Here is a 19201-nt window from a genome sequence, read left to right on the forward strand (position 1 = left end):
TATTAATGCAAACAACAACTCTTGAACTTCTTCCCGCTGCCGCACGGACAAGGATCGTTACGCCCGACCTTCGTGCCGTTAATAATCGGTTTTTGGGTTTCCTGCTGTTGCGGGTTAGCAACCCAGTAGTTGTATAAACGCAGCGCCGCGGGCTGGATGCTCTCGATGCTGGCGGTATACTCTTCTTCGGTCAGTTCATCCAGCTTTTCGCTGCCCTCTTCCGTCCCGTGCAGAGCAATCACATCCAGATCGGCTTTCAGTTCGTCAGGCAGTGACGACCAGTCGGTCAGCGCCACGCCGCGCATGTAGCCATAGCACCACTCTTCAACCACGGTGTAGCTTTGTCCATCAACGTCGTTAAAACCAAACATGGGCTCGAACTGATCAGGATACTCGCTCAGGCGCTCAGCAATGTCGTTCATATGCTTAAAGCAGAGATCGATAAAACGGTTCATTTCACGATCGTTTTTCCAGCGCGGAATGTACTTCTCGCCGCCCCAGACCGCTACCAGCCAGGCATCGGGTTCAACCACCCTTGGGCCGGAAAGCACTGCGGTAAGCATGCCGTCCAGTTCGGATACGTCAATCACGGACGCATCGTCATGACCGTAAGACATTAACGTCTCTTCCAGCCACTCCATTTCGCTTTCATTTAATGGGCCTTCAGTCATTGCTGACACTCCTGATAAAAAAAGGAAAAGATCCTAACACATATCGTACGCCTTTCCTGGCTGAAGTTGAGGTCTTTATTGCTGCAAAAACGTGCAAATCGTGACCCTTGCACAACTTATGGGCTTTGTTGTTAACGAGATGTGATCTCCGCTGTAATTTCAATGCGTCCCGCAAGGCAGCGTAAATCGGCGCTCTATACTCAACTATGTCGCAACCCGGTCAATGGGTTAACCATTCTGGCAACGATTTTGCTTAATGTTCTGCGCGCAAACTGCGCATGGAAACCTCGCCGTATTAAGCAGGATGTGGCCTGGATTTTGTTCGTTTAGTGCATGTTGTTCTCGATCTTATATATAGATTGGCTGCGCCGTAGGGCGTTTGGGTTGACGCCGTGGTGCAAAAACCTCTTTGCTAAGGAACACAATAATGTCGCTGAAATTTATCAGAAGTCCCCTTTCTCTTGTGTTAGCCGGTTGTCTGGTGACGGCATTTTCCGCCCAGGCCGATATTGTGATTGGCGTGGCCGGACCGTTTACAGGCCCAAATGCCACCTATGGCGATCAGTACTGGCATGGCGCAACGCAGGCCGCAGAAGACATTAACGCCGCGGGAGGGATCAACGGTGAGAAAATTAAGCTGGTTCAGGGAGATGATGCCTGCGAGCCTAAACAGGCTGTTGCCGTCGCTAACCGTTTAGTCGACCAGGACAAAGTCAATGCGGTTGTCGGCCATTTCTGCTCCTCTTCCACCATGCCCGCCTCCGAGGTGTATAGCGATGCGGGCATTATTGCTATCACCCCCGGTTCGACTAACCCCCTTATTACCGAGCGCGGCATGAGCGATATGTTCCGCATGTGCGGCCGGGACGATCAGCAGGGGCAAGTCGCCAGCGACTTCATCATCGATAAGCTGAAGGCCAAACGCGTGGTGATCATTCACGATAAAGACACCTACGGTCAGGGGTTAGCAGACGCCACCAAAGCGGCGCTTGCCAAACGCGGCGTGAAGGATGTGATGTATGAAGGCTTATCACGTGGGGAAAAAGACTTTAACGCGCTGGTAACGAAAATTGGCGCGCAAAAACCGGACGTGGTGTTCTTCGGGGGCTGCCACCCTGAAGCGGGCCCGCTGGTGCGCCAGATGCGTGAACAGGGCGTACAGGCGAAATTCTTCTCAGGGGACTGTATCGTCAATGAAGAGATGGTCACCGCCGCGGGTGGCCCGCAGTACACCAACGGTATCTACATGACCTTTGGTAAAGATCCGCGACTGATCCCGGACGGTAAAGCGGTGATTGAGAAATTCCGCGCCAGTAAATTCGAACCAGAAGGCTATACCCTTTACTCCTATGCCTCCATCCAGGCCATTGCCGCCGCCTTCAAGGCCACCGGAGGCAAAGACTCCGCCAAAGCCAGCGAGTGGCTGAAAGCGAACGCCGTAGACACGGTGATGGGCAAAAAAGCCTGGGACAGCAAAGGCGATCTGAAAGTATCTGACTACGTGGTTTATCAGTGGGACGACAAGGGAAAATATAAGGAAGTGCAGTAACGGGACGGAGTCACGCTCAACGTCGGCAGGTTCGCCTGCCGACGCGGAATACACATCGGGCTGCACGCGTCGTGCGGCCTATAAAAAGAGCGCGCGATGATGAGTACATTCTTCCTGCAACAGTTAATCAACGGATTAACGCTGGGCTCCGTCTACGGCTTAATTGCCATCGGCTACACCATGGTGTACGGCATCATTGGCATGATCAACTTCGCCCATGGCGAAGTGTATATGATCTCGGCCTATCTCTGCGCCATCGGGCTGGCCCTGCTGTCATTCTTCGGTCTTGAGTCGTTTCCCCTGCTGATTCTGGGCACACTGGCGTTCACCATCGTGGTGACGGGCGTGTATGGCTGGACTATTGAACGCATCGCCTATAAACCCCTGCGAAACTCCACCCGACTGGCACCGCTGATCTCTGCCATCGGGATGTCGCTGATTTTGCAAAACTACGCCCAGCTGAGCCAGGGCCCCCGCCAGCAAGGCGTGCCAACCATGCTGGACGGCGTACTTCGCGTACATCTGGGAGAAGGTTTCGTCCAGATCACCTACACCAAAATCTTTATTCTGATCGCCTCGTTCGCCGGCATGCTGCTGCTCACGTGGATAATCAGCCATACCCGGCTGGGGCGGATGTGTCGTGCGGTGCAGCAGGATCGCAAAATGGCCTCCATTCTGGGGATCAATACCGACAGGATCATTTCGCTGGTCTTTGTGATCGGCGCGGCGATGGCCGGGCTGGCGGGGGTATTGATTACCATGAACTATGGCACCTTTGATTTCTACGTGGGCTTTGTCATCGGTATAAAAGCCTTTACGGCGGCGGTGCTGGGCGGCATCGGCTCTCTGCCGGGCGCCATGCTCGGCGGGTTGATTCTGGGAGTGGCGGAAGCGCAATTCTCCGGGATGGTGAACTCGGATTATAAAGACGTGTTCTCGTTTGGGCTGCTGGTATTGATCCTGATTTTCCGTCCTCAGGGTCTGCTGGGCCGCCCTGTCGTGGCGAAGGTGTGAGGGTGAAGACGATGACATCTGCCGGTTTCTCCCTTAAACGCTGCATTCTGGATTCCGTATTTTCCGGGCTGGTTGCTTTGATTATCTTTGGCCCTATCGCTGGCGTGGTTCTCGACGGTTACAGCTTTAACTTTGCCGGACAACGGCTGGCGTGGATTATTGCCATCGTCATGCTGGGCCGTTTTTTGCTGAGCATCTTCCTGCAGACCGCCCCCGGTGCGCGTTTCCAGGCGAGGTTTGAAGCGGACAGCGCAGGGGTGTATGTCCGCCCTCCCGGATACAAGAGCCGCATGCGTTGGATTATTCCGCTGGTTATTACGCTTGCGATCTGCTTTCCGTTTGTGGCGACCAAATACGTGCTGACCGTTGCCATTCTGGGGCTGATCTATGTTCTGCTCGGCCTCGGGCTGAATATTGTGGTCGGCCTTGCGGGGCTGTTGGATCTGGGGTATGTCGCCTTTTACGCGATTGGCGCGTATGGCCTCGCGCTGGGGTATCAGTATCTGGGGTTAGGGTTCTGGAGCATGCTGCCGCTTGCAGCGCTGATGGCCGCCGCCGCCGGTGCGCTGCTTGGCTTCCCGGTGCTTCGCATGCATGGGGATTATCTGGCAATCGTGACCCTCGGGTTTGGCGAGATTATCCGCCTGGTGCTCAATAACTGGCTGACCTTCACTGGCGGCCCAAATGGCGTTTCAGCCCCTGCCCCTACCTTTTTTGGTCTGGAGTTTGGCCGACGCGCCAAAGAAGGCGGCGTCCCCTTCCACGAGTTTTTCCATCTGACCTATAACCCAAACATGAAGTTTATCTTTATTTACGCCGTGCTGTTTTTGGTGGTGCTGATGGTGCTCTACATCAAGCACCGCCTGACGCGAATGCCGATTGGTCGGGCGTGGGAGGCATTACGAGAAGATGAAATTGCCTGCCGCTCAATGGGTCTTAACCACGTGCTGGTGAAGCTTTCTGCTTTTACGCTGGGCGCATCAACGGCCGGGATTGCGGGGGTTTTCTTCGCCACCTATCAGGGGTTCGTTAATCCCACCTCCTTTACCTTTTTTGAATCCGCACTGATTCTGGCCATCGTGGTGCTGGGCGGGATGGGTTCAACGCTGGGCGTTGTGCTGGCCGCCTTTGTCCTGACCGTCACGCCGGAACTGCTGCGCAGTTTTGCGGAGTATCGCGTCCTGCTGTTTGGCGTGTTGATGGTGGTCATGATGATCTGGCGTCCGCGCGGTTTGATCCGCATTAACCGCAGCGGCTATGCCGTGCGTAAGGGGGTCGCGCCATGAACGGAACCATATTACACGTTGAGCACCTGATGATGCACTTTGGCGGGATTAAGGCGTTAAATGACGTCAACCTTGATGTACAACGCGGGTCGATTACCGCCCTCATCGGGCCTAACGGCGCGGGGAAAACAACCGTGTTTAACTGCCTGACGGGCTTCTACAGGGCGTCCGGCGGAAATATCTTATTCAATACCCGCAGTAAAACCACCAATGTGATTCAGGTTCTCGGTCAAAAATTCCAGCCCGGTGACTGGATTAACCCAGCCCGGTTAGGGTCGCGTCTTTTCTACAAAATGTTCGGTGGAACACACCTGGTAAACCGCGCGGGTCTTGCGCGCACGTTCCAGAATATCCGCCTGTTTCGCGAGATGTCGGTCGTCGAAAACCTGCTGGTTGCACAGCATATGCGTGTAAATCGCAATCTTCTCGCCGGTGTGCTCAACACCCCCGCCTATCGTCGGGCGGAAAGTGATGCCCTCGATCGTGCATTTTACTGGCTGGAAGTGGTGGACCTCGTGGACTGCGCCAACCGCCTCGCGGGGGAAATGTCTTACGGTCAACAGCGACGCCTCGAAATCGCCCGGGCAATGTGTACGGGTCCGGAGATGATCTGCCTTGATGAACCTGCCGCAGGCCTGAATCCGGTGGAAACGCACAAGTTAAGTAGCATTATCCGTTTTCTGCGCGACCACCACGACATCACGGTGTTACTGATTGAGCATGATATGGGAATGGTCATGGAGATTTCGGACGACATTATTGTGCTTGACCACGGAGATGTCATTGCGCGGGGGAAACCCGAGCAGATCCAGCACGATGAAAAAGTGATCGCCGCCTACCTGGGCACCGACGAGAGCGAGGTTAACCTGTGAACGAGACGATGCTGGAATTTCGGGAGGTGGACGTTTTCTACGGCGTGATCCAGGCGCTGAAACAGGTTTCCCTTGAGGTTAACAAAGGCGAAACCGTGGCGTTGATTGGCGCTAACGGTGCAGGAAAGTCGACATTATTGATGTCTATCTTTGGTCAACCCCGGGTCCGTAGTGGACAGATCCTGTTTTGCGGAGAGGATATCAGCCATAAATCCACCCACTACGTCGCGTCCGGCGGTATCGCCCAGGCGCCCGAAGGACGGCGTATCTTCCCGGATATGACGGTGGAAGAGAACCTGCTAATGGGCACCATCCCGATTGGAAACCAGTTTGCATCTGAAGATATGCAAAGCATGTTCGACCTTTTCCCCCGCCTCAAGGAGCGGCGTAAACAGCGGGCAATGACCATGTCCGGCGGAGAACAGCAGATGCTGGCGATTGCGCGGGCCTTAATGAGCCGCCCTAAGCTACTGCTGCTGGATGAACCCAGCCTGGGATTGGCCCCTATCGTGGTAAAACAGATTTTCCAGACGCTGCGCGAGCTGGCACGCAACGGCATGACCATTTTTCTGGTTGAGCAGAATGCGCACCACGCGTTGAAGCTGTCTGATCGCGGGTATGTGATGGTTAACGGACAGATCCGGCTGAGCGGCAGCGGCGAGGAGCTGCTGGGGGATCCGGAGGTGAGGAAGGCGTATCTGGGTGGGGTGTGACTTGATACAAGAATACCGTTAAAAATATTTTCATATAAATAACAACAATTTATTCACGTAAGATATAGCACGCAATGCCTTGAGATGGCCTGGGTTTGTTGATTTATTAGTTTCTGACGATCACGTCAAACTCACTGAAAAGGAGCTTTCAGAATGGCTATACCCGCATATCTTTGGCTTAAAGATGACGGAGGTACAGACATCAAAGGGTCTGTTGATGTTCAGTACCGCGAAGGTAGTATTGAGGTTCTTGGATTTGGACATGGATTACACCTTCCTACTGATAGCGCAACCGGAAAAATTACAGGTACGCGAGTTCACTCCGCATTACACTTTGAAAAAGAATTCGATTCATCAAGCCCTTATCTTTATAAAGCGGTGGCGCAAGGGCAGACGTTACAATCAGCGGAATTTAAGTGGTACAGGATTAACGACGCTGGGCAGGAAGCTGAATACTTCAATATGTATCTTGAAGGGGTAAAAGTGGTTTCTGTGTGCCCCGTTATGCACGATGTGAAAGATCCTGCGACTGAAAAGCACAACCATCTTGAAAGCATATCTTTGCGTTATGAACGCATCACCTGGAAACACTGCGACGGTAACATACTCTTTTCTGATTCGTGGGCAGAAAGATGATTCGTTGCTATTTTCATATCAATAACGGACAACTCTCTTCGTTAAGTTGTCCTGGGGTGGGTTTCTTTGCTGCCTACTCAGGCAATAAAGGGAAGCACAGGAACAATCCAGACTCAATAGCAATCCCAAAAAGGGGGCCTCTTCCGCCGGGGAAGTACTATATCGTCACGCGCTCGCGGGGAGGATGGAATACAAGACTTAACGATTTGTATAAAACGGTAGAAAGCGGTTCAGATCGCAATCTGTGGTTTGCCCTTTTTCGCGAAGATGAACGAATTGATGACAGTTCGTTTATTGGTAAGGTCGAGCGTGGAGCATTTCGTCTGCACCCTGCAGGCCATAACGGAAACAGCGATGGATGTATTTCTATAGTTTCGTTATCCGACTACATGATCCTCTGGAGGGCGCTCATTAAATCGCCACCAGTCATGGTTACAGCCCAGTTGAGGGCGTTTGGCACAATACAGGTATATTGATGAAACCTCTGTCACAGGTACTTATCTGGTATGCAGAACTTACTACCCTCTTCATATTATATTCTGTGTTTTGCTACTTTATGCCCGATTTGGAGATTTATGGATGGTATGTAGAAAAGTATGGCTATGTCATGGAGGAAGACTTTCTTGATTACTACACGTTGGTTTTATTCACAGTTGCGATCTTAACCACTACTTTAATCATCTGGATAGTTGCGCTATTGCGTCAAAAACGGTCGAAACGAATGGGTAAAAACGCTGTTCCAGACTCTACTCGATAACGATTGTAAGATCGAAATGTGAGAAGCCTTCAGATCAAAAGCCTGGAGGCTTTTCTTCTTTAACTGAAAGAAATCAAACAATTGATATTCTGAAGCCATGCAGATGTAATAAAAAAACCGCCTTAATGGGCGGTTTCACGACACTGCTTATTGCTTTGATTATTCTTTGCTTTCCCATGGTAGCCGGAGTGGGACTTGAACCCACACAGCGCGAACGCCGAGGGATTTTAAAAACTATTAGAGAGTCTTACAAATCATAACCTTATGATAAATAAGACTCTCTTTGCTGGTAATCGCTGGTGATCACAGGTGATGGCTGCACTTCTGCTGCCACTATTTAAAGAGCTAAATTCAGTTGTTCCCACAGTCAAGGATAAGGTCAAGAGTTTAAATTTCTGATTGAAGTGAATTTTAAAAATCAACTTTCCTATAGCTGCCAAACTAAAAAACGCCTATATTTCAAAGAGAAAAAAAGATTACCTTACTTTTCTTGATCAGCAAAATGCATGCAAGTGATTGACGTAATTGTAAGTCATGTTACATTTATCCAAAAAAGAAATGTATCCAATGGGGAACATTATATATGCTAGTACCTGATAAGTTGTTTAAATATAAATCATTTAACTCTGATTGTATGGAGTTGATTATTGCCGACTATCTTTATTTTGCTAATCCAAATCAATTTAACGATCCCCTTGATTGCAAAGTCTCTATATTTGATGACATTCAAGATGAAGAGCAATTAAAGAACATACTATCAATCCTTTATCAAAGAATTGCGGAGGAAAAATTAAATAACGCGGCTAATAACCTTCATTATAACGGTCCTAAAACTCGAGATAAAATTTCATTACTTAGTAAAAGTGAATCTGACAGAATGATTGCTGATTTATATCAACAATTTGATTTTTACGACGATGAGCCATTTTCAGTAACAGGTACATTAGCTAATTTAATCGGAAAGATTATCCTATCTGGATATAGCAACGGAGTACTCTCCCTTGCTGAGAATTGTGATTGTCCACTAATGTGGTCGCATTATGCTGATAATCATAGAGGATTATGCTTGGGCTATACGATTCCGGATAATGCTAAAGATAAAATCCAACCAATAAATTACACTGGTAACTCAAGAGATATTAAAACCAGTCAAATATTACAAATGCTGAATGGCGATGCGGATGCAAAACTTGAAATAGAAAAGGCGATTTTTCTTCGGAAGGCTTCTCCTTGGCAATATGAAAAAGAATGGCGAATGATTTCTAATATTGGTAAGCAAAATGCATCAATATATTTAACGGATATTATTTTTGGCATGAGATGTAAAGATACTACCATTTACACAATCATGAAATCCTTGCAAGGGCGAAGTTTACCTATTACATTTTGGCAAATGTCTGAAGTTCACCAACAGTTTACACTCCAGAAAATAGAAATAAATTTAAATGATGAGTGTTTTATTTCTTTACCTCGCTGTATGGAATCAATAGTTAAAGCATTTGATGAGGAATGATTAATTCCTTCTCAGTTTATCATTTTTTCAAAATGACGCCCCTCCAGTTCATGGAGGGGAGGTCATTAAAGTGCCAAATTAAGCTGATCCCTTCCATAGTGCGAAGCAGGAAAGGCATCGCGGGGGATGAAGTCTGGCGGTAACGGTGCCGTACCTGCACGCTTTGTTACTTCCCTCTCAACACTGTTAAGCGTGGTGAATGACCGGCTGCATTCCAGGTTCTGACACTGGTGATATTGCCGGATTGTCATATCGGTTATTTTACGGCTGGTACGGGTGCGGGCCATAGCGCCGCAAAATGGACATCTGAACATAATGATGGCTCCCCTGTGGGAGTTGAACTCCATTTCATTTTATTCAGTTTCCGCTATCCAGTCAGGTATTTTTGCTTCCAGCTCCAGCCGGGTGGTAAAACCGCTGTCGTCTATGACGTGCTCAGCACGCGCAATAATCCAGTCCTGATTGTCTATTTCATCCTTAAAACCGCTAACCGTAACGTGCATTTCGGGGTAAAGCTCAGCGCGGCCACGCGCCAGGGTGATCGAAAACTCTGCCGCACCACGCTGAAGCTGTTGCCATTTTGCCGCTGCCGCACGTTTCGCCGTCTCTTCATTCTGGTAAGTTTTGCGCAGTACATAGACGTTACCGTCTGCGCCCTCCATGTAATCGCCCTCACGGCTGCTGCTCTTCTCTTTTTTGGGCTTTGCTGGCTTACGGCGCTTTACGCTGACCTTTTTCTTTTTGCCGAAATTGAGATCCAGCCAGTAAGCCCTGACGCCGGTATACGCATCCCGATCGGCAATACGAAAGCGGTGCCGATCGCCGCTCGTCCGGTCAATACTGGCAGAGGGTAGCGCCTTCCCGTCAGCGGTAACACCTCCGCCCGGCAGGATAAACAGCAGACTACCGTTCTTTACGGTGGCAATTGCGCCCAGCATTTCCGCCATGCGGGTAAGGAATGACATATCGCTTTCCTGCGTCTGATCAGCGTGGTCAATCTCAATATCCATGAGCATTTCACTGATCTGTGCCTTCAGTCCGTAGCGGTGCGCTATTGCTGACACAACGCGCTCAACAGTCACGTCATGCCATGAGACTTCGCGCTTTACGTTGAACTCTTCACGAAAATCAGCGCTGCGGGCAGTAATACCAATGATATCACCCGGCCCTTCATGGGATACCTCATCAACCGTGTACAGTCCCTTGTAAATCAGCGGCTCACCCAGCCAGCCAATTGATACCGCAAGCTCAGCGCCACGCGGAGGCAGAGCAACCATACCGTCACTGTCATCAATAGAAATGGAAAGCTGATCGGCATCAAAACCCCGGTTGTCCGTCAGTGACAACGACATGATCCGCTCGTCAAGCTGCGTCCGTACCTTACCGCCCATCGTTATGCTGAATCCCGGACTTTTTACCGCCTCGGTAAGTGAATCGTTATAACTGCTGATGGCGTCGTTAAGTGATTTTGTCAGGTCTGTAAGTGCCATGCTTTCCCCCTTCTTTCGGTGAAGGATCCCACGCGCGAGGGAAAGACCAAATCAGTTTTTGTTGTCGCCGTCCGGCCAGACCCGCAATAGCGTGAGTGACATTCAGACATGAGGGATTATCAATGCGAACTCAATAACGTAATGGTGGTTAACATGTCAGAGACACGTTTCCACGGTGTACGCGTCCGGGAGAATACCGACCTGGTGACAGCCATCAATGACATTGAATCAAGTGTCATTGGGGTCGTTGCCGTGGCGGATGATGCCGACGCTGAAACCTTTCCCCTGAATACCCCCGTGTTACTGACGCGGGTTAACAACGTGCTGGGTAAGGCGGGTAAAACCGGCTCCCTGTACAAAACACTTAAAGCCATCGCTGACCAGACCAGCCCGAAGGTCATCGTTGTGCGCGTGGCAGCAGCCACGGAAGAGGAAGGCGGTAAAACGCAGTCGCAGCTCATCATGGGCGGCACGGCAGAAGACGGTAGCTATACCGGCATGTACGCATTTCTGACGGCTGAACAGAAGGTGGGCTATCGTCCGCGCATTCTGGCCGCGCCAGACTACGACACGGAAGAAGTGACCTCTGCGCTGTGCGTCATTGCGCAGAATCTGCGTGCGTTTGTTTATGCCAGTTGTTACGGCTGCACGACGATGGCAGAAGCTATCGCCTACCGCGCTACCTTTGCCTATCGTGAGCTAATGCTTATCTGGCCTGACTTCATCGCATACAACCCGCAGACCGGAGAAAATGAAATCTTCCCGGCCCCAGCCTATGCCTGCGGGCTCCGCGCGCTGATTGACAACAATCAGGGCTGGCATAAATCGCTTTCCAACGTGGCGGTCAAGAACGTGCTGGGTATTTCGCAGGATGTTTTCTGGTCGCTTCAGGCCGAAGACAGCGACGCGAACGAACTGAACAACAAGGAGATCACGACGCTCATCAAGCGTAACGGTTTCCGGTTCTGGGGCAACCGCGTTACCGACACCAAAGATTATATCTTTGAGGTTTATACCCGAACGGCACAGATTCTGGCTGACAGTATCGCTGAGGCGCAATTTGAATCAGTGGACGAACCGCTAACCCCGGCCAACGTCAAGGATGTGGTCAGCGGCATCAGCGGCAAACTCAATTCGCTGGTGACGCAGGGGCGGCTAATTGGTGCTGAATGCTGGTTTGATATCCTGGATAACCCGACAACCGGTCTCCGCCAGGGTCAGGTACGCATTCGCTATAAATATACACCGGTTCCGCCAATGGAAGATTTGACGCTCTACCAGACCTTCACGGACGAGTATTTCGAATCGGCGTTTTCTTCCCTGGGAGGTGCATAAATGGCGGTTCCTCACAAACTGCGCCTGTTCACCTGCTTTGTGAACGGCAGCAACTGCATCGGCAAAGTAACTTCCGTGACGCTGCCAAAACTGACCCGTAAAACTGAAGATTTCCAGGGGGGTGGGATGATTGGCTCCGCTGCGGTGGATCTCGGTCTGGATAGTGGCGCGCTGGACACCACGATGGTGGTTGGAGGTCTGGTTCAGTCGCTACTGCTGAACTACTGCGGCGATATCGACGAAACCCGCTTCCGCTTCGCCGGTGAATATTACACCGATGGCGAAAGCCTGCTGGTTGAGGTTGAACTGCGCGGACGTATCACCGAAATGGATGGCGGTGAAAGCAAGCAGGGAGAAGATACCTCCATCAGCTACACGATGAAGAACACCTATTACAGGCTCACCATCGACGACAAGCCGCTGTTTGAGTTTGATCTGCTGAACTTCATCTACAAGAAAGACGGCAAGAATATCTACCCTGACCGCATTACGTCTGCGCTGGGAATGGGTAACTGATTAACCTGATAAGTGGCGGTACACCCGTGCCGCCCGGAGTATTCATGAATGAGCAAGAAAACCGATAACGCCATTACGCTGGCAAAACCTGTTGTTCGCGGCGATGAGAAAATCACTCAGGTAACGATCACAGATGAGATCAAACAGGCTGGCTCCCTGCGGGGTCTGAAGCTGGTTAATGTGATGAATATGGATGTGGATTCGGTGGCGATACTGCTAACCCGCGTCACGTCACCACGCCTCAAGCAGACCGAAATCAACGAAATGGATACCCGCGATTTTGTCAGCCTGTCTGAAGCGCTCGTCCCTTTTTTGACACCTGCGGGGTCTGGAGCGTCGAGCGAGGCGGAGACGGAGAATCAGTAACACTCCTGCGGTTCGACCTGATCGACGATCTGGTTGCTGATATCGCGGTTGTTTTCAACTGGCCGCCCTCTGAAGTCTTCACGATGGAACTGGGCGAAGTCATAGCCTGGCGTGAGCGGGCGGCTGTCCGAAGTGGAGCCAGTGACAGTGAAAAGCCTTAATATCCGCGTCGCGTTCAGCGCGATCGATAAACTTACCCGCCCGGTCAATTCCGCCCGCCAGAGTGCGGGCGGTTTGTCTGAGTCCATCAAAAAAACGCAGTCCAGCATTAAAGATCTGGACAGTCAGTCCCGCACTTTCAACCGGCTGCGCGACAGCGTACAAAAGACCTCCCGCAAAATCGACGACGCCAGCCGGACTCTTGAAGGCCTGAATCAGGCGCAGCGGGAAGGTACGCAGCTCACAAATAAGCAGAAAGCCCATATGGCAGCGCTTGCCGCAAAGCTGGAGCGCCTGAATTCTGCACGCACGCAGGAAATGATCAAGCTGCGCGCCGCTTCACAGGCGCTGCGCGGCCACGGCGTTTCACTGGTCGGCAGTGACCGCACCATTCAGAGTGCCATCCGTCGAACTGAACAGTACAACCAGACACTTGAGCGGGAACGGCGACAACTTGCTGCGGTCACGCAGGCACGTGTGCGTTATGACCAGATGCAGCAAACGGCGGGCAAACTTCGCGGCGGTGGTACGATGGCCGTTGCCGGGGCCACTGCTGCCGGTTACGTAGCGGGACGTTTCTTATCCCCCGCCGTTGGGTTTGATCGGGAAATGTCCCGCGTGCAGGCGCTGACCCGCATAGATAAAAGCTCCGTTGACTTTTCAGCACTTCGTGACCAGGCCAAAAAGCTGGGTGCTGAAACGCAGTTCACCACGACTGACGCTGCCAGCGGGCAGGCATTTCTCGCGATGGCCGGCTTCACTCCGCAGGCTATTCAGGCCGCACTACCAGGCGTACTCAATATGGCGCTGGCCGGTGGGATGGATTTAGGTGAAAGTGCCGATATCAGCTCAAACATCCTGTCTCAGTTCCGCCTCGATCCCAAAGAAATGGATCGCGTCAGCGACGTATTAACTGGCGCGTTCACCCGTACCAACACCGATCTGCAAAATATCGGTGAGGCGATGAAGTACGCCGGGACAGGGCTTTCCAACCTTGGCGTCAGCGTCGAACAGACCACGGCTATGATCGGCGTGATGGCGAACGTTGGTCTGCGCGGGAGTATCGCTGGTACGGGGTTGCAGGCCACATTTTCACGCCTTGCCGCGCCGACCGGCAGAGCAAAAACTGCGCTTAAAGAACTGGGTGTAGAAGTCGCTGATGCGACGGGGAAAATGCGCCCTGCTGAGGTTGTGCTTACCGATCTCTATAAAAAAATCAGCAAATACGGCGATACCGATAAGCTCTCTTTCTTCAAAGATATTGCCGGTGAAGAAGCGTCAAAGTCATTCCAGGCACTGGTTATGTCGGCAGGGAGCGGCGAACTTCAGAAATTGCTTGGTGAACTGAAAAACGCCAAGGGTGAGGCACAGAAAGCCGCCAAAATAATGGCGGATAACCTTGATGGCGATCTCAAGAATCTGGACAGCGCCTGGGAAGGCTTCCGTATCCAGATTAACGATCTCGTCAACAACCAGCTTCGCGCCCTGACCCAGGGGCTGAGTAATGTTGTGGGGCATATGACGCAGTGGGCGAAGGAGAATCCGAAGCTCGCACAATCCCTGATGGTTGTAGGCGGTAGCGTTCTGGCGCTGACCGCCACCATTGGCGGCACATCGCTGGCGATCGGCCTGCTGATGGGGCCGCTGGCTAAACTCCAGTTAGGTTTTACACTGCTGACAGGGGGCAGAGGCATAGCCGGAACGATTGCCGCTCTGAGAACGCTAGGCACGGCTTCCGGCCCGGCGATAGCAAGCGTGCGCGGATGGGTGCCAGTTCTTGGCTCGTTAGCAGGGAAAATGCGGAGCGTTTCGGCCATCATACCCGCTATGCGTAGCGCACTTATGGGCGTATTTCTTGCACCAGGTACCGCGCTGGGAGTGCTGACTAAAAACCTCGGAATGCTCGCTCTTCGCCTGACAGGCTTACCGGCCATATGGAGCATGATCACTGCTGCGGTGTCTATGCTGGGTACAGCGCTGTCACTGCTGTTTAGTCCGATTGGCCTGATAGTAGCGGCGTTTATTGCTACCGGGCTACTGATTTGGCGGTACTGGGAACCAATAAAAGCTTTTTTCACCGGTTTTTTTAATGGGGTTATGCAGCAGCTGGCTCCTTTCCGCGACGCCTTTTTCACTTTAACGCTGGTCTTCTCTGCAATTGGTGATGCTGTTAGCAAGGTTTGGGACTGGTTTTCAAAACTCTTAACACCTGTAGAAAGTAGCCGCGAATCCCTTGATAAATGCGCATCAGCAGGGGAAACCTTCGGTAAAGTCCTGGGGGGGGCACTTCAGTTGCTGCTGTTACCGCTGACAACCCTCATGGAAGGCATTGGCTGGGTTCTGGAAAAACTCGAACTTATCCCTTCTGGTCTGGAAGCTGCACGCCTGAAAGCTGAAAGCCTTAAAAAAGATCCTGTTATGTGGGAGTGGGATCCGCAACAGAAAAAAATGGTGCAAAAGGGCTGGAACTGGTCACCTGCCTCAACAGGTAAAAACAATACCGGGAACCCCCCTCCACCGGGAGTACCGCAACCCACATCACCGCTGACCGGCGATAACGGCACTATGCGCAGGTTGCAGAGTATCGACAGCAACACCAAAACGACAGCCGACAACACGAAGAAGATCGGCCCCGGCGATATCGTGTTTAAAAACCTGCCGCGTGCGCTGGCCGTTCGTGGGGAATGGAAAGAGTCGCAGCTGGCCAGCACGGTCAGGAACAACGGGTTAAGCGCACGTCCCGCAGTGGTAGCGGCATCGCTTCCCGTTAAACAGGCTGAACTTCTGCCAGTCAGCCGCAGCGCCAGCAATATCCCGGTTGCCAGTGGCGGCTTTACGGGCGAAATCCACGTACATCTGCACGGCGTTGACCGGCAGGACGCGCGCGAAATTGCCAGGATTGTCGCCGATCAAGTAAGTGCCGAACTGGCTCGCCGTGAACGGCTCAACCGTGGCAGCTTCAAAGACAGAGATTAAGGGGAAGCAACATTATGATGATGATATACGGGATGTTCGTTTTTGAACTGAAGACACTGCCTTATCAGCAGTTGCGCCATTCGCTGAACTGGCGACATGTGAAAAACGATCGTATTAACCGATCGGCGAAATGGCAATACATCGGCGCAGGAGAGACGCAAATCAATCTGGACGGGGTGCTTTACCCTGAAATTACGGGCGGCGACGTGTCTCTTACCGTCCTGGCTACTCAGGCATACACCGGGCGTCCCTGGCCTTTAATCAGCGGAGCGGGGCAGATTTACGGCATGTACGTGCTGACCGGGCTACAGGCCACGCATACGGAGTTTGACCGTTACGGAAAGGCGAAAAAAATAGAGTTCTCGATCAGTTTTCAGCGCTGTGATGAAGATTTACGCGAACGCTTACAGGCCTCATCCGTTGGCGATCTGCTTTCAGGGCTAAAGGATAAAGCCACGTCCGCCTACAACTCTGCCAGTAGTACGCTATCGGACCTGTTCTGACGACATCCGCATAAAACTAAAGCGGGCATTTGCCCGCTTCATCTTCAGGAACACACCGCCATAACTGACAGTGCTGCAGCACCGTCAAAAATGACCGTACTCGATACATATGGCCAGCACGGTCAAGACTGGCAGTGCATGCCGGAATGACCATTTATGTCGGTTTTTCAGGCCATTCAATTTCTGGTGCCGCAGAAGTATCAATACGGCTGAGTTTTACACTATAAATTTCCCATGCTTTAAGCCGCTGCTTTTCTTCATCTGAGGCTATGTCGTACTTGACGGCCCTCTGTAGAGGTAAAATCATTTCTTCAGCTTCGCTCACAAGAAGGTTTTTTTCAGCTTCCGCAATCGCAATGTGGTCAATAACCGGATCCGAAAGTAGTGGCTTACCGTCGCTGCCAGAGGTAATCACTTTTCCCCTGCCTTGCCCCTCCAGAAGTGAATTATAAAGTTCTTCGCTGATTTCTACGGCGTCCCCCGGCCAGCCATCAGGGCTGTTCTCATAAAGTTCTTTCATTGACTCAGGATAAAAGCCGTTCTCTTTTGCACTCCAGAAATATCTGTCTTTCATATTTTTATCCTATTTACCAAATGCCACCCAGAACGCCTTTTTTTCAGGATTGCCGTTCGCACCATAATTAAAACCAGTTTTACTGTGGCTTAACGATCTGATGTTGCTTGATGAGTCGGAAAGGTTACCTGTGCCTGCATCGCTGAGCGTAAGCAGGACGCCCATGCAGAAATTAGGGAACGCCTTAGGAAAATTGACAGCTGTGTTGTAGCCCGTTCGGTTTACGGTTCCCATCTGAATTATCAGGCCGGTCGTTCCATCCTGCTGCCACCCTCCAGCAGTGGAAAGTGAGGCGGTGTTTTTAGCATTGTACCCAGCATCACTTTGCGCTTTGGTGTAGTAACGACCATCGCTTTCAGCTTTGGTATATGCCTGTCCTGCCGGGGTGTAACTGCCTTTAGGCTGGTAGGTGTTTCTCAGATATACATCAAGCCACTGATTGCCCCATTTCTCACCATAGATATTTCCGTCAGTAGCAAGGCGTGCCTTACCTCCTCCCGCCTGTACCTCACCGCTGGAATAAATAATACTTCCATTGATTCGACCATTTACTACTAACTGCACACCATTCGAGGGATGGCGCTCAATGTAGGCCTTCCAGCCAGCATCATCTGCAAATTCTATCCTGTTGCCGCGACTCGCATCACCGCCCCAATAAATTCGGCCGTTTCGGGGGTTGGCACCAGTTTTCTCTGACATGATACTGCTACCGTTTTTAAAGGTAAGAGTGCTGCTCACTGATGCGCCTGCATTCATGTTGAAGAGCATATAACTCGTTATACCACCGTTCAGGAATCGCATTACCTGCTTGCTGTTGGCATAAACATCCAGAACACCATCTCCGTTCTGTTTGAAGCCGGTGTCATTATCCCCCAGGGCAATAGAGTTCTCTCCAAGGCCGCTGACTACTCCCAGCCCAAGACCGCCGTTTACGACTGCACCATTACCCAGCGTCACTCTGCCGTTGGTGAGGTCGATATAAAGCGGGCGTAGTCCACTTATACCGCCATTTTCGCCCTGGTCTTTTGCGGTCGGGATAAGATAAAAATTATTTTCTGAGCGACGAAAAATCATACCGTATGCCGTATCGTAGATACGCAGCGCATCAGCAGAGCGGATCTTAAGCGGCCCGGTCATTGCATCGCCGCCTTTGTTTACGGCATTAATATCAGCCGGGGAAGGTTTATTAGCTGCATCATACTGCTTCGTCCAGGCTGACCACGTCCCGCTGTAAAGCGTGCGAATGTACGAGCGGGAACTGTTATAAATCCGGTAAATCTGCGTGATACCGGCATGCTTATAGACTTCCAGCGAACCGGCTATTGCCTCTGGATAGTTTTTGCCCGTTTGAGCCTGCGCGTTCGCTGGCTGGTAATACAAACCAGGGGCGGTGAAATCGTTTAAATCAGCGTTGCTACCAATACCCGTTGAGAGTTTGAAAATATCGTCAGGGATGATATTAAAATCATTTTTAAGCTCATGACCGTTCACCTTTCGCGTCTGTGGGACACGTCCGTTGGCATTATCGTTAGCCGCTTTGACGGCTTTCGACGTCGCAGCAACGCTTTCAGACATGCTGTCGGTCGCGCTACTTAGCTGGACGATACCTTTTTGCGCCGTGGTGGCGTCCTGAGCCGTGTATTTCCCTTTGGCAAAGTCATACACCGCCTTAACTGCTTTCGGCGTAGCTGCGACAGCCTCAGACGCGCTGTCGGTCGCACTGCTTAACTGAGTGAAACCCTTCGCATTAAGGGTGGCGTCAGGATGGCGGCGGGACCGTTCATGCTCCGCGAGTTTGTCGTCAACGTAATCCTGCGTTGCCATCACCGTAGAGGTATCAATGGTCAGTTCGACAGATTCAATGTCGCTTACCATGATAACCATCCGCACGGTCTGCGCACGGCCTGAACCCTCCGCCAGTGCTGGCTTGTAGCTTTCGGCCATATTGCCGACCGCGATCAGCGTGCCGGCGTCATCATAAAGCCCCATTTCACGCATCCAGAAACCGCCAGTCTCAGGCGGGATAACCAGCTCCGAGACGACATAATTCTTATTCTTTTTGTCCTGGCTGATTTTGTTCAGCGCGTGACGCCAGACTTCTTTGATCAGCTTTGTCTGATTCGGGTCAGGCGTCGGCAACGTGCCGCCACCGTCGCCCACGGCCATCGCCGTAAAGTTCACCTTTTTCCCGTTCGGAATGGTTGCTGCCGCGAGTTTTTCCGCACCGGCTTTGGTGATAACTGTTTTAAATTTCACTGCCATTGTGTTCTC

Annotated in this window: 19 protein-coding genes; 14 read left to right on the top strand and 5 right to left on the bottom strand. The window is 51.5% G+C overall.

Annotated features, from left to right (window positions below; all coding sequences use genetic code 11):
- Positions 1–2: 2 nt before the first annotated feature.
- On the bottom strand, positions 3–671 hold the full coding sequence (locus KW829_RS03005) for a YecA family protein (RefSeq protein WP_010432448.1): 669 nt from the start codon (positions 669–671) through the stop codon (positions 3–5).
- 427 nt (positions 672–1098) lie between these two features.
- On the opposite strand from KW829_RS03005, the gene KW829_RS03010 reads away from it, so the two are divergent.
- The 8 genes from KW829_RS03010 to KW829_RS03045 all read left to right on the top strand — a co-directional run bounded on the left by KW829_RS03010 (position 1099) and on the right by KW829_RS03045 (position 9011).
- Positions 1099–2220: a branched-chain amino acid ABC transporter substrate-binding protein gene (locus KW829_RS03010; protein WP_218307556.1), complete on the top strand. Its 1122-nt coding sequence runs from the start codon at positions 1099–1101 to the stop codon at positions 2218–2220.
- A gap of 99 nt (positions 2221–2319) precedes the next feature.
- On the top strand, positions 2320–3234 hold the full coding sequence (locus KW829_RS03015; RefSeq protein WP_089598431.1) for a branched-chain amino acid ABC transporter permease LivH: 915 nt from the start codon (positions 2320–2322) through the stop codon (positions 3232–3234).
- Between the two features lie 11 nt (positions 3235–3245).
- A complete protein-coding gene (livM, locus tag KW829_RS03020) occupies positions 3246–4520 on the top strand; it encodes a high-affinity branched-chain amino acid ABC transporter permease LivM (RefSeq protein ID WP_218307803.1) in 1275 nt (424 codons plus the stop codon).
- Complete coding sequence (locus tag KW829_RS03025) at positions 4517–5392, top strand: ATP-binding cassette domain-containing protein (RefSeq protein WP_108417557.1); 876 nt, start codon at positions 4517–4519, stop codon at positions 5390–5392. Before livM ends, KW829_RS03025 begins: the two co-directional genes overlap by 4 nt.
- Before the next feature lie 8 nt (positions 5393–5400).
- Entirely contained in the window at positions 5401–6105 is a 705-nt protein-coding gene (locus tag KW829_RS03030) for an ABC transporter ATP-binding protein (RefSeq protein ID WP_256350473.1), read from the top strand.
- 153 nt (positions 6106–6258) lie between these two features.
- A complete protein-coding gene (locus KW829_RS03035) occupies positions 6259–6741 on the top strand; it encodes an Hcp family type VI secretion system effector (protein ID WP_218307558.1) in 483 nt (160 codons plus the stop codon).
- Positions 6738–7217, top strand: a complete 480-nt coding sequence (locus KW829_RS03040; protein ID WP_218307559.1) for a DUF2778 domain-containing protein — start codon at positions 6738–6740, stop codon at positions 7215–7217. The genes KW829_RS03035 and KW829_RS03040 overlap by 4 nt, the downstream gene beginning before the upstream one ends.
- 864 nt (positions 7218–8081) lie before the next feature.
- Entirely contained in the window at positions 8082–9011 is a 930-nt protein-coding gene (locus KW829_RS03045) for a DUF2971 domain-containing protein (RefSeq protein ID WP_218307560.1), read from the top strand.
- A 65-nt stretch (positions 9012–9076) separates the two neighbouring features.
- On the opposite strand, the gene KW829_RS03050 is transcribed toward KW829_RS03045, so the two are convergent.
- Positions 9077–9325: an ogr/Delta-like zinc finger family protein gene (locus KW829_RS03050; protein WP_064767481.1), complete on the bottom strand. Its 249-nt coding sequence runs from the start codon at positions 9323–9325 to the stop codon at positions 9077–9079.
- 39 nt (positions 9326–9364) lie between these two features.
- Positions 9365–10501, bottom strand: coding sequence for a phage late control D family protein (locus tag KW829_RS03055; protein ID WP_218307561.1), 1137 nt, complete (start codon positions 10499–10501; stop codon positions 9365–9367).
- Positions 10502–10654: 153 nt separating this feature from the next.
- On the opposite strand from KW829_RS03055, the gene KW829_RS03060 reads away from it, so the two are divergent.
- Genes KW829_RS03060 through KW829_RS03085 form a run of 6 tightly spaced genes read left to right on the top strand, consistent with a single transcriptional unit; the run spans position 10655 to position 16356 of the window.
- A complete protein-coding gene (locus tag KW829_RS03060; protein ID WP_059356559.1) occupies positions 10655–11836 on the top strand; it encodes a phage tail sheath family protein in 1182 nt (393 codons plus the stop codon).
- Positions 11837–12352, top strand: coding sequence for a phage major tail tube protein (locus KW829_RS03065; protein ID WP_059356496.1), 516 nt, complete (start codon positions 11837–11839; stop codon positions 12350–12352).
- A gap of 48 nt (positions 12353–12400) precedes the next feature.
- Positions 12401–12718, top strand: coding sequence for a phage tail assembly protein (locus KW829_RS03070; RefSeq protein ID WP_059290464.1), 318 nt, complete (start codon positions 12401–12403; stop codon positions 12716–12718).
- A 5-nt stretch (positions 12719–12723) separates the two neighbouring features.
- On the top strand, positions 12724–12879 hold the full coding sequence (locus KW829_RS03075; protein ID WP_032424037.1) for a GpE family phage tail protein: 156 nt from the start codon (positions 12724–12726) through the stop codon (positions 12877–12879).
- Positions 12866–15853 carry a phage tail tape measure protein gene (locus KW829_RS03080; protein WP_218307562.1) on the top strand — a complete coding sequence of 996 codons (2988 nt, stop codon included), beginning with the start codon at positions 12866–12868 and terminating at the stop codon, positions 15851–15853. Before KW829_RS03075 ends, KW829_RS03080 begins: the two co-directional genes overlap by 14 nt.
- Before the next feature lie 14 nt (positions 15854–15867).
- Positions 15868–16356 (top strand): phage tail protein, encoded by a 489-nt coding sequence (locus tag KW829_RS03085; RefSeq protein ID WP_218307563.1) that lies wholly within the window; start codon positions 15868–15870, stop codon positions 16354–16356.
- Between the two features lie 154 nt (positions 16357–16510).
- Here the strand turns inward: KW829_RS03085 and KW829_RS03090 are convergent, their stop codons facing one another.
- Positions 16511–16930: a tail fiber assembly protein gene (locus tag KW829_RS03090; protein ID WP_218307564.1), complete on the bottom strand. Its 420-nt coding sequence runs from the start codon at positions 16928–16930 to the stop codon at positions 16511–16513.
- 9 nt (positions 16931–16939) lie between these two features.
- Positions 16940–19192: a phage tail protein gene (locus KW829_RS03095; RefSeq protein ID WP_218307565.1), complete on the bottom strand. Its 2253-nt coding sequence runs from the start codon at positions 19190–19192 to the stop codon at positions 16940–16942.
- Between the last annotated feature and the right edge of the window lie 9 nt (positions 19193–19201).

The sequence above is a fragment of the Enterobacter sp. ENT02 genome (assembly GCF_019219165.1).
Lineage (GTDB): Bacteria > Pseudomonadota > Gammaproteobacteria > Enterobacterales > Enterobacteriaceae > Enterobacter > Enterobacter mori.

What these genes read in the sequence shown, in the direction of transcription:
- KW829_RS03005 (WP_010432448.1), bottom strand. Translation starts at nt 671, where the DNA reads ATGACTGAAGGCCCATTAAATGAAAGCGAAATGGAGTGGCTGGAAGAG.
- KW829_RS03010 (WP_218307556.1), top strand. Translation starts at nt 1,099, where the DNA reads ATGTCGCTGAAATTTATCAGAAGTCCCCTTTCTCTTGTGTTAGCCGGT.
- KW829_RS03015 (WP_089598431.1), top strand. Translation starts at nt 2,320, where the DNA reads ATGAGTACATTCTTCCTGCAACAGTTAATCAACGGATTAACGCTGGGC.
- livM (WP_218307803.1), top strand. Translation starts at nt 3,246, where the DNA reads ATGACATCTGCCGGTTTCTCCCTTAAACGCTGCATTCTGGATTCCGTA.
- KW829_RS03025 (WP_108417557.1), top strand. Translation starts at nt 4,517, where the DNA reads ATGAACGGAACCATATTACACGTTGAGCACCTGATGATGCACTTTGGC.
- KW829_RS03030 (WP_256350473.1), top strand. Translation starts at nt 5,401, where the DNA reads ATGCTGGAATTTCGGGAGGTGGACGTTTTCTACGGCGTGATCCAGGCG.
- KW829_RS03035 (WP_218307558.1), top strand. Translation starts at nt 6,259, where the DNA reads ATGGCTATACCCGCATATCTTTGGCTTAAAGATGACGGAGGTACAGAC.
- KW829_RS03040 (WP_218307559.1), top strand. Translation starts at nt 6,738, where the DNA reads ATGATTCGTTGCTATTTTCATATCAATAACGGACAACTCTCTTCGTTA.
- KW829_RS03045 (WP_218307560.1), top strand. Translation starts at nt 8,082, where the DNA reads ATGCTAGTACCTGATAAGTTGTTTAAATATAAATCATTTAACTCTGAT.
- KW829_RS03050 (WP_064767481.1), bottom strand. Translation starts at nt 9,325, where the DNA reads ATGTTCAGATGTCCATTTTGCGGCGCTATGGCCCGCACCCGTACCAGC.
- KW829_RS03055 (WP_218307561.1), bottom strand. Translation starts at nt 10,501, where the DNA reads ATGGCACTTACAGACCTGACAAAATCACTTAACGACGCCATCAGCAGT.
- KW829_RS03060 (WP_059356559.1), top strand. Translation starts at nt 10,655, where the DNA reads ATGTCAGAGACACGTTTCCACGGTGTACGCGTCCGGGAGAATACCGAC.
- KW829_RS03065 (WP_059356496.1), top strand. Translation starts at nt 11,837, where the DNA reads ATGGCGGTTCCTCACAAACTGCGCCTGTTCACCTGCTTTGTGAACGGC.
- KW829_RS03070 (WP_059290464.1), top strand. Translation starts at nt 12,401, where the DNA reads ATGAGCAAGAAAACCGATAACGCCATTACGCTGGCAAAACCTGTTGTT.
- KW829_RS03085 (WP_218307563.1), top strand. Translation starts at nt 15,868, where the DNA reads ATGATGATGATATACGGGATGTTCGTTTTTGAACTGAAGACACTGCCT.
- KW829_RS03090 (WP_218307564.1), bottom strand. Translation starts at nt 16,930, where the DNA reads ATGAAAGACAGATATTTCTGGAGTGCAAAAGAGAACGGCTTTTATCCT.
- KW829_RS03095 (WP_218307565.1), bottom strand. Translation starts at nt 19,192, where the DNA reads ATGGCAGTGAAATTTAAAACAGTTATCACCAAAGCCGGTGCGGAAAAA.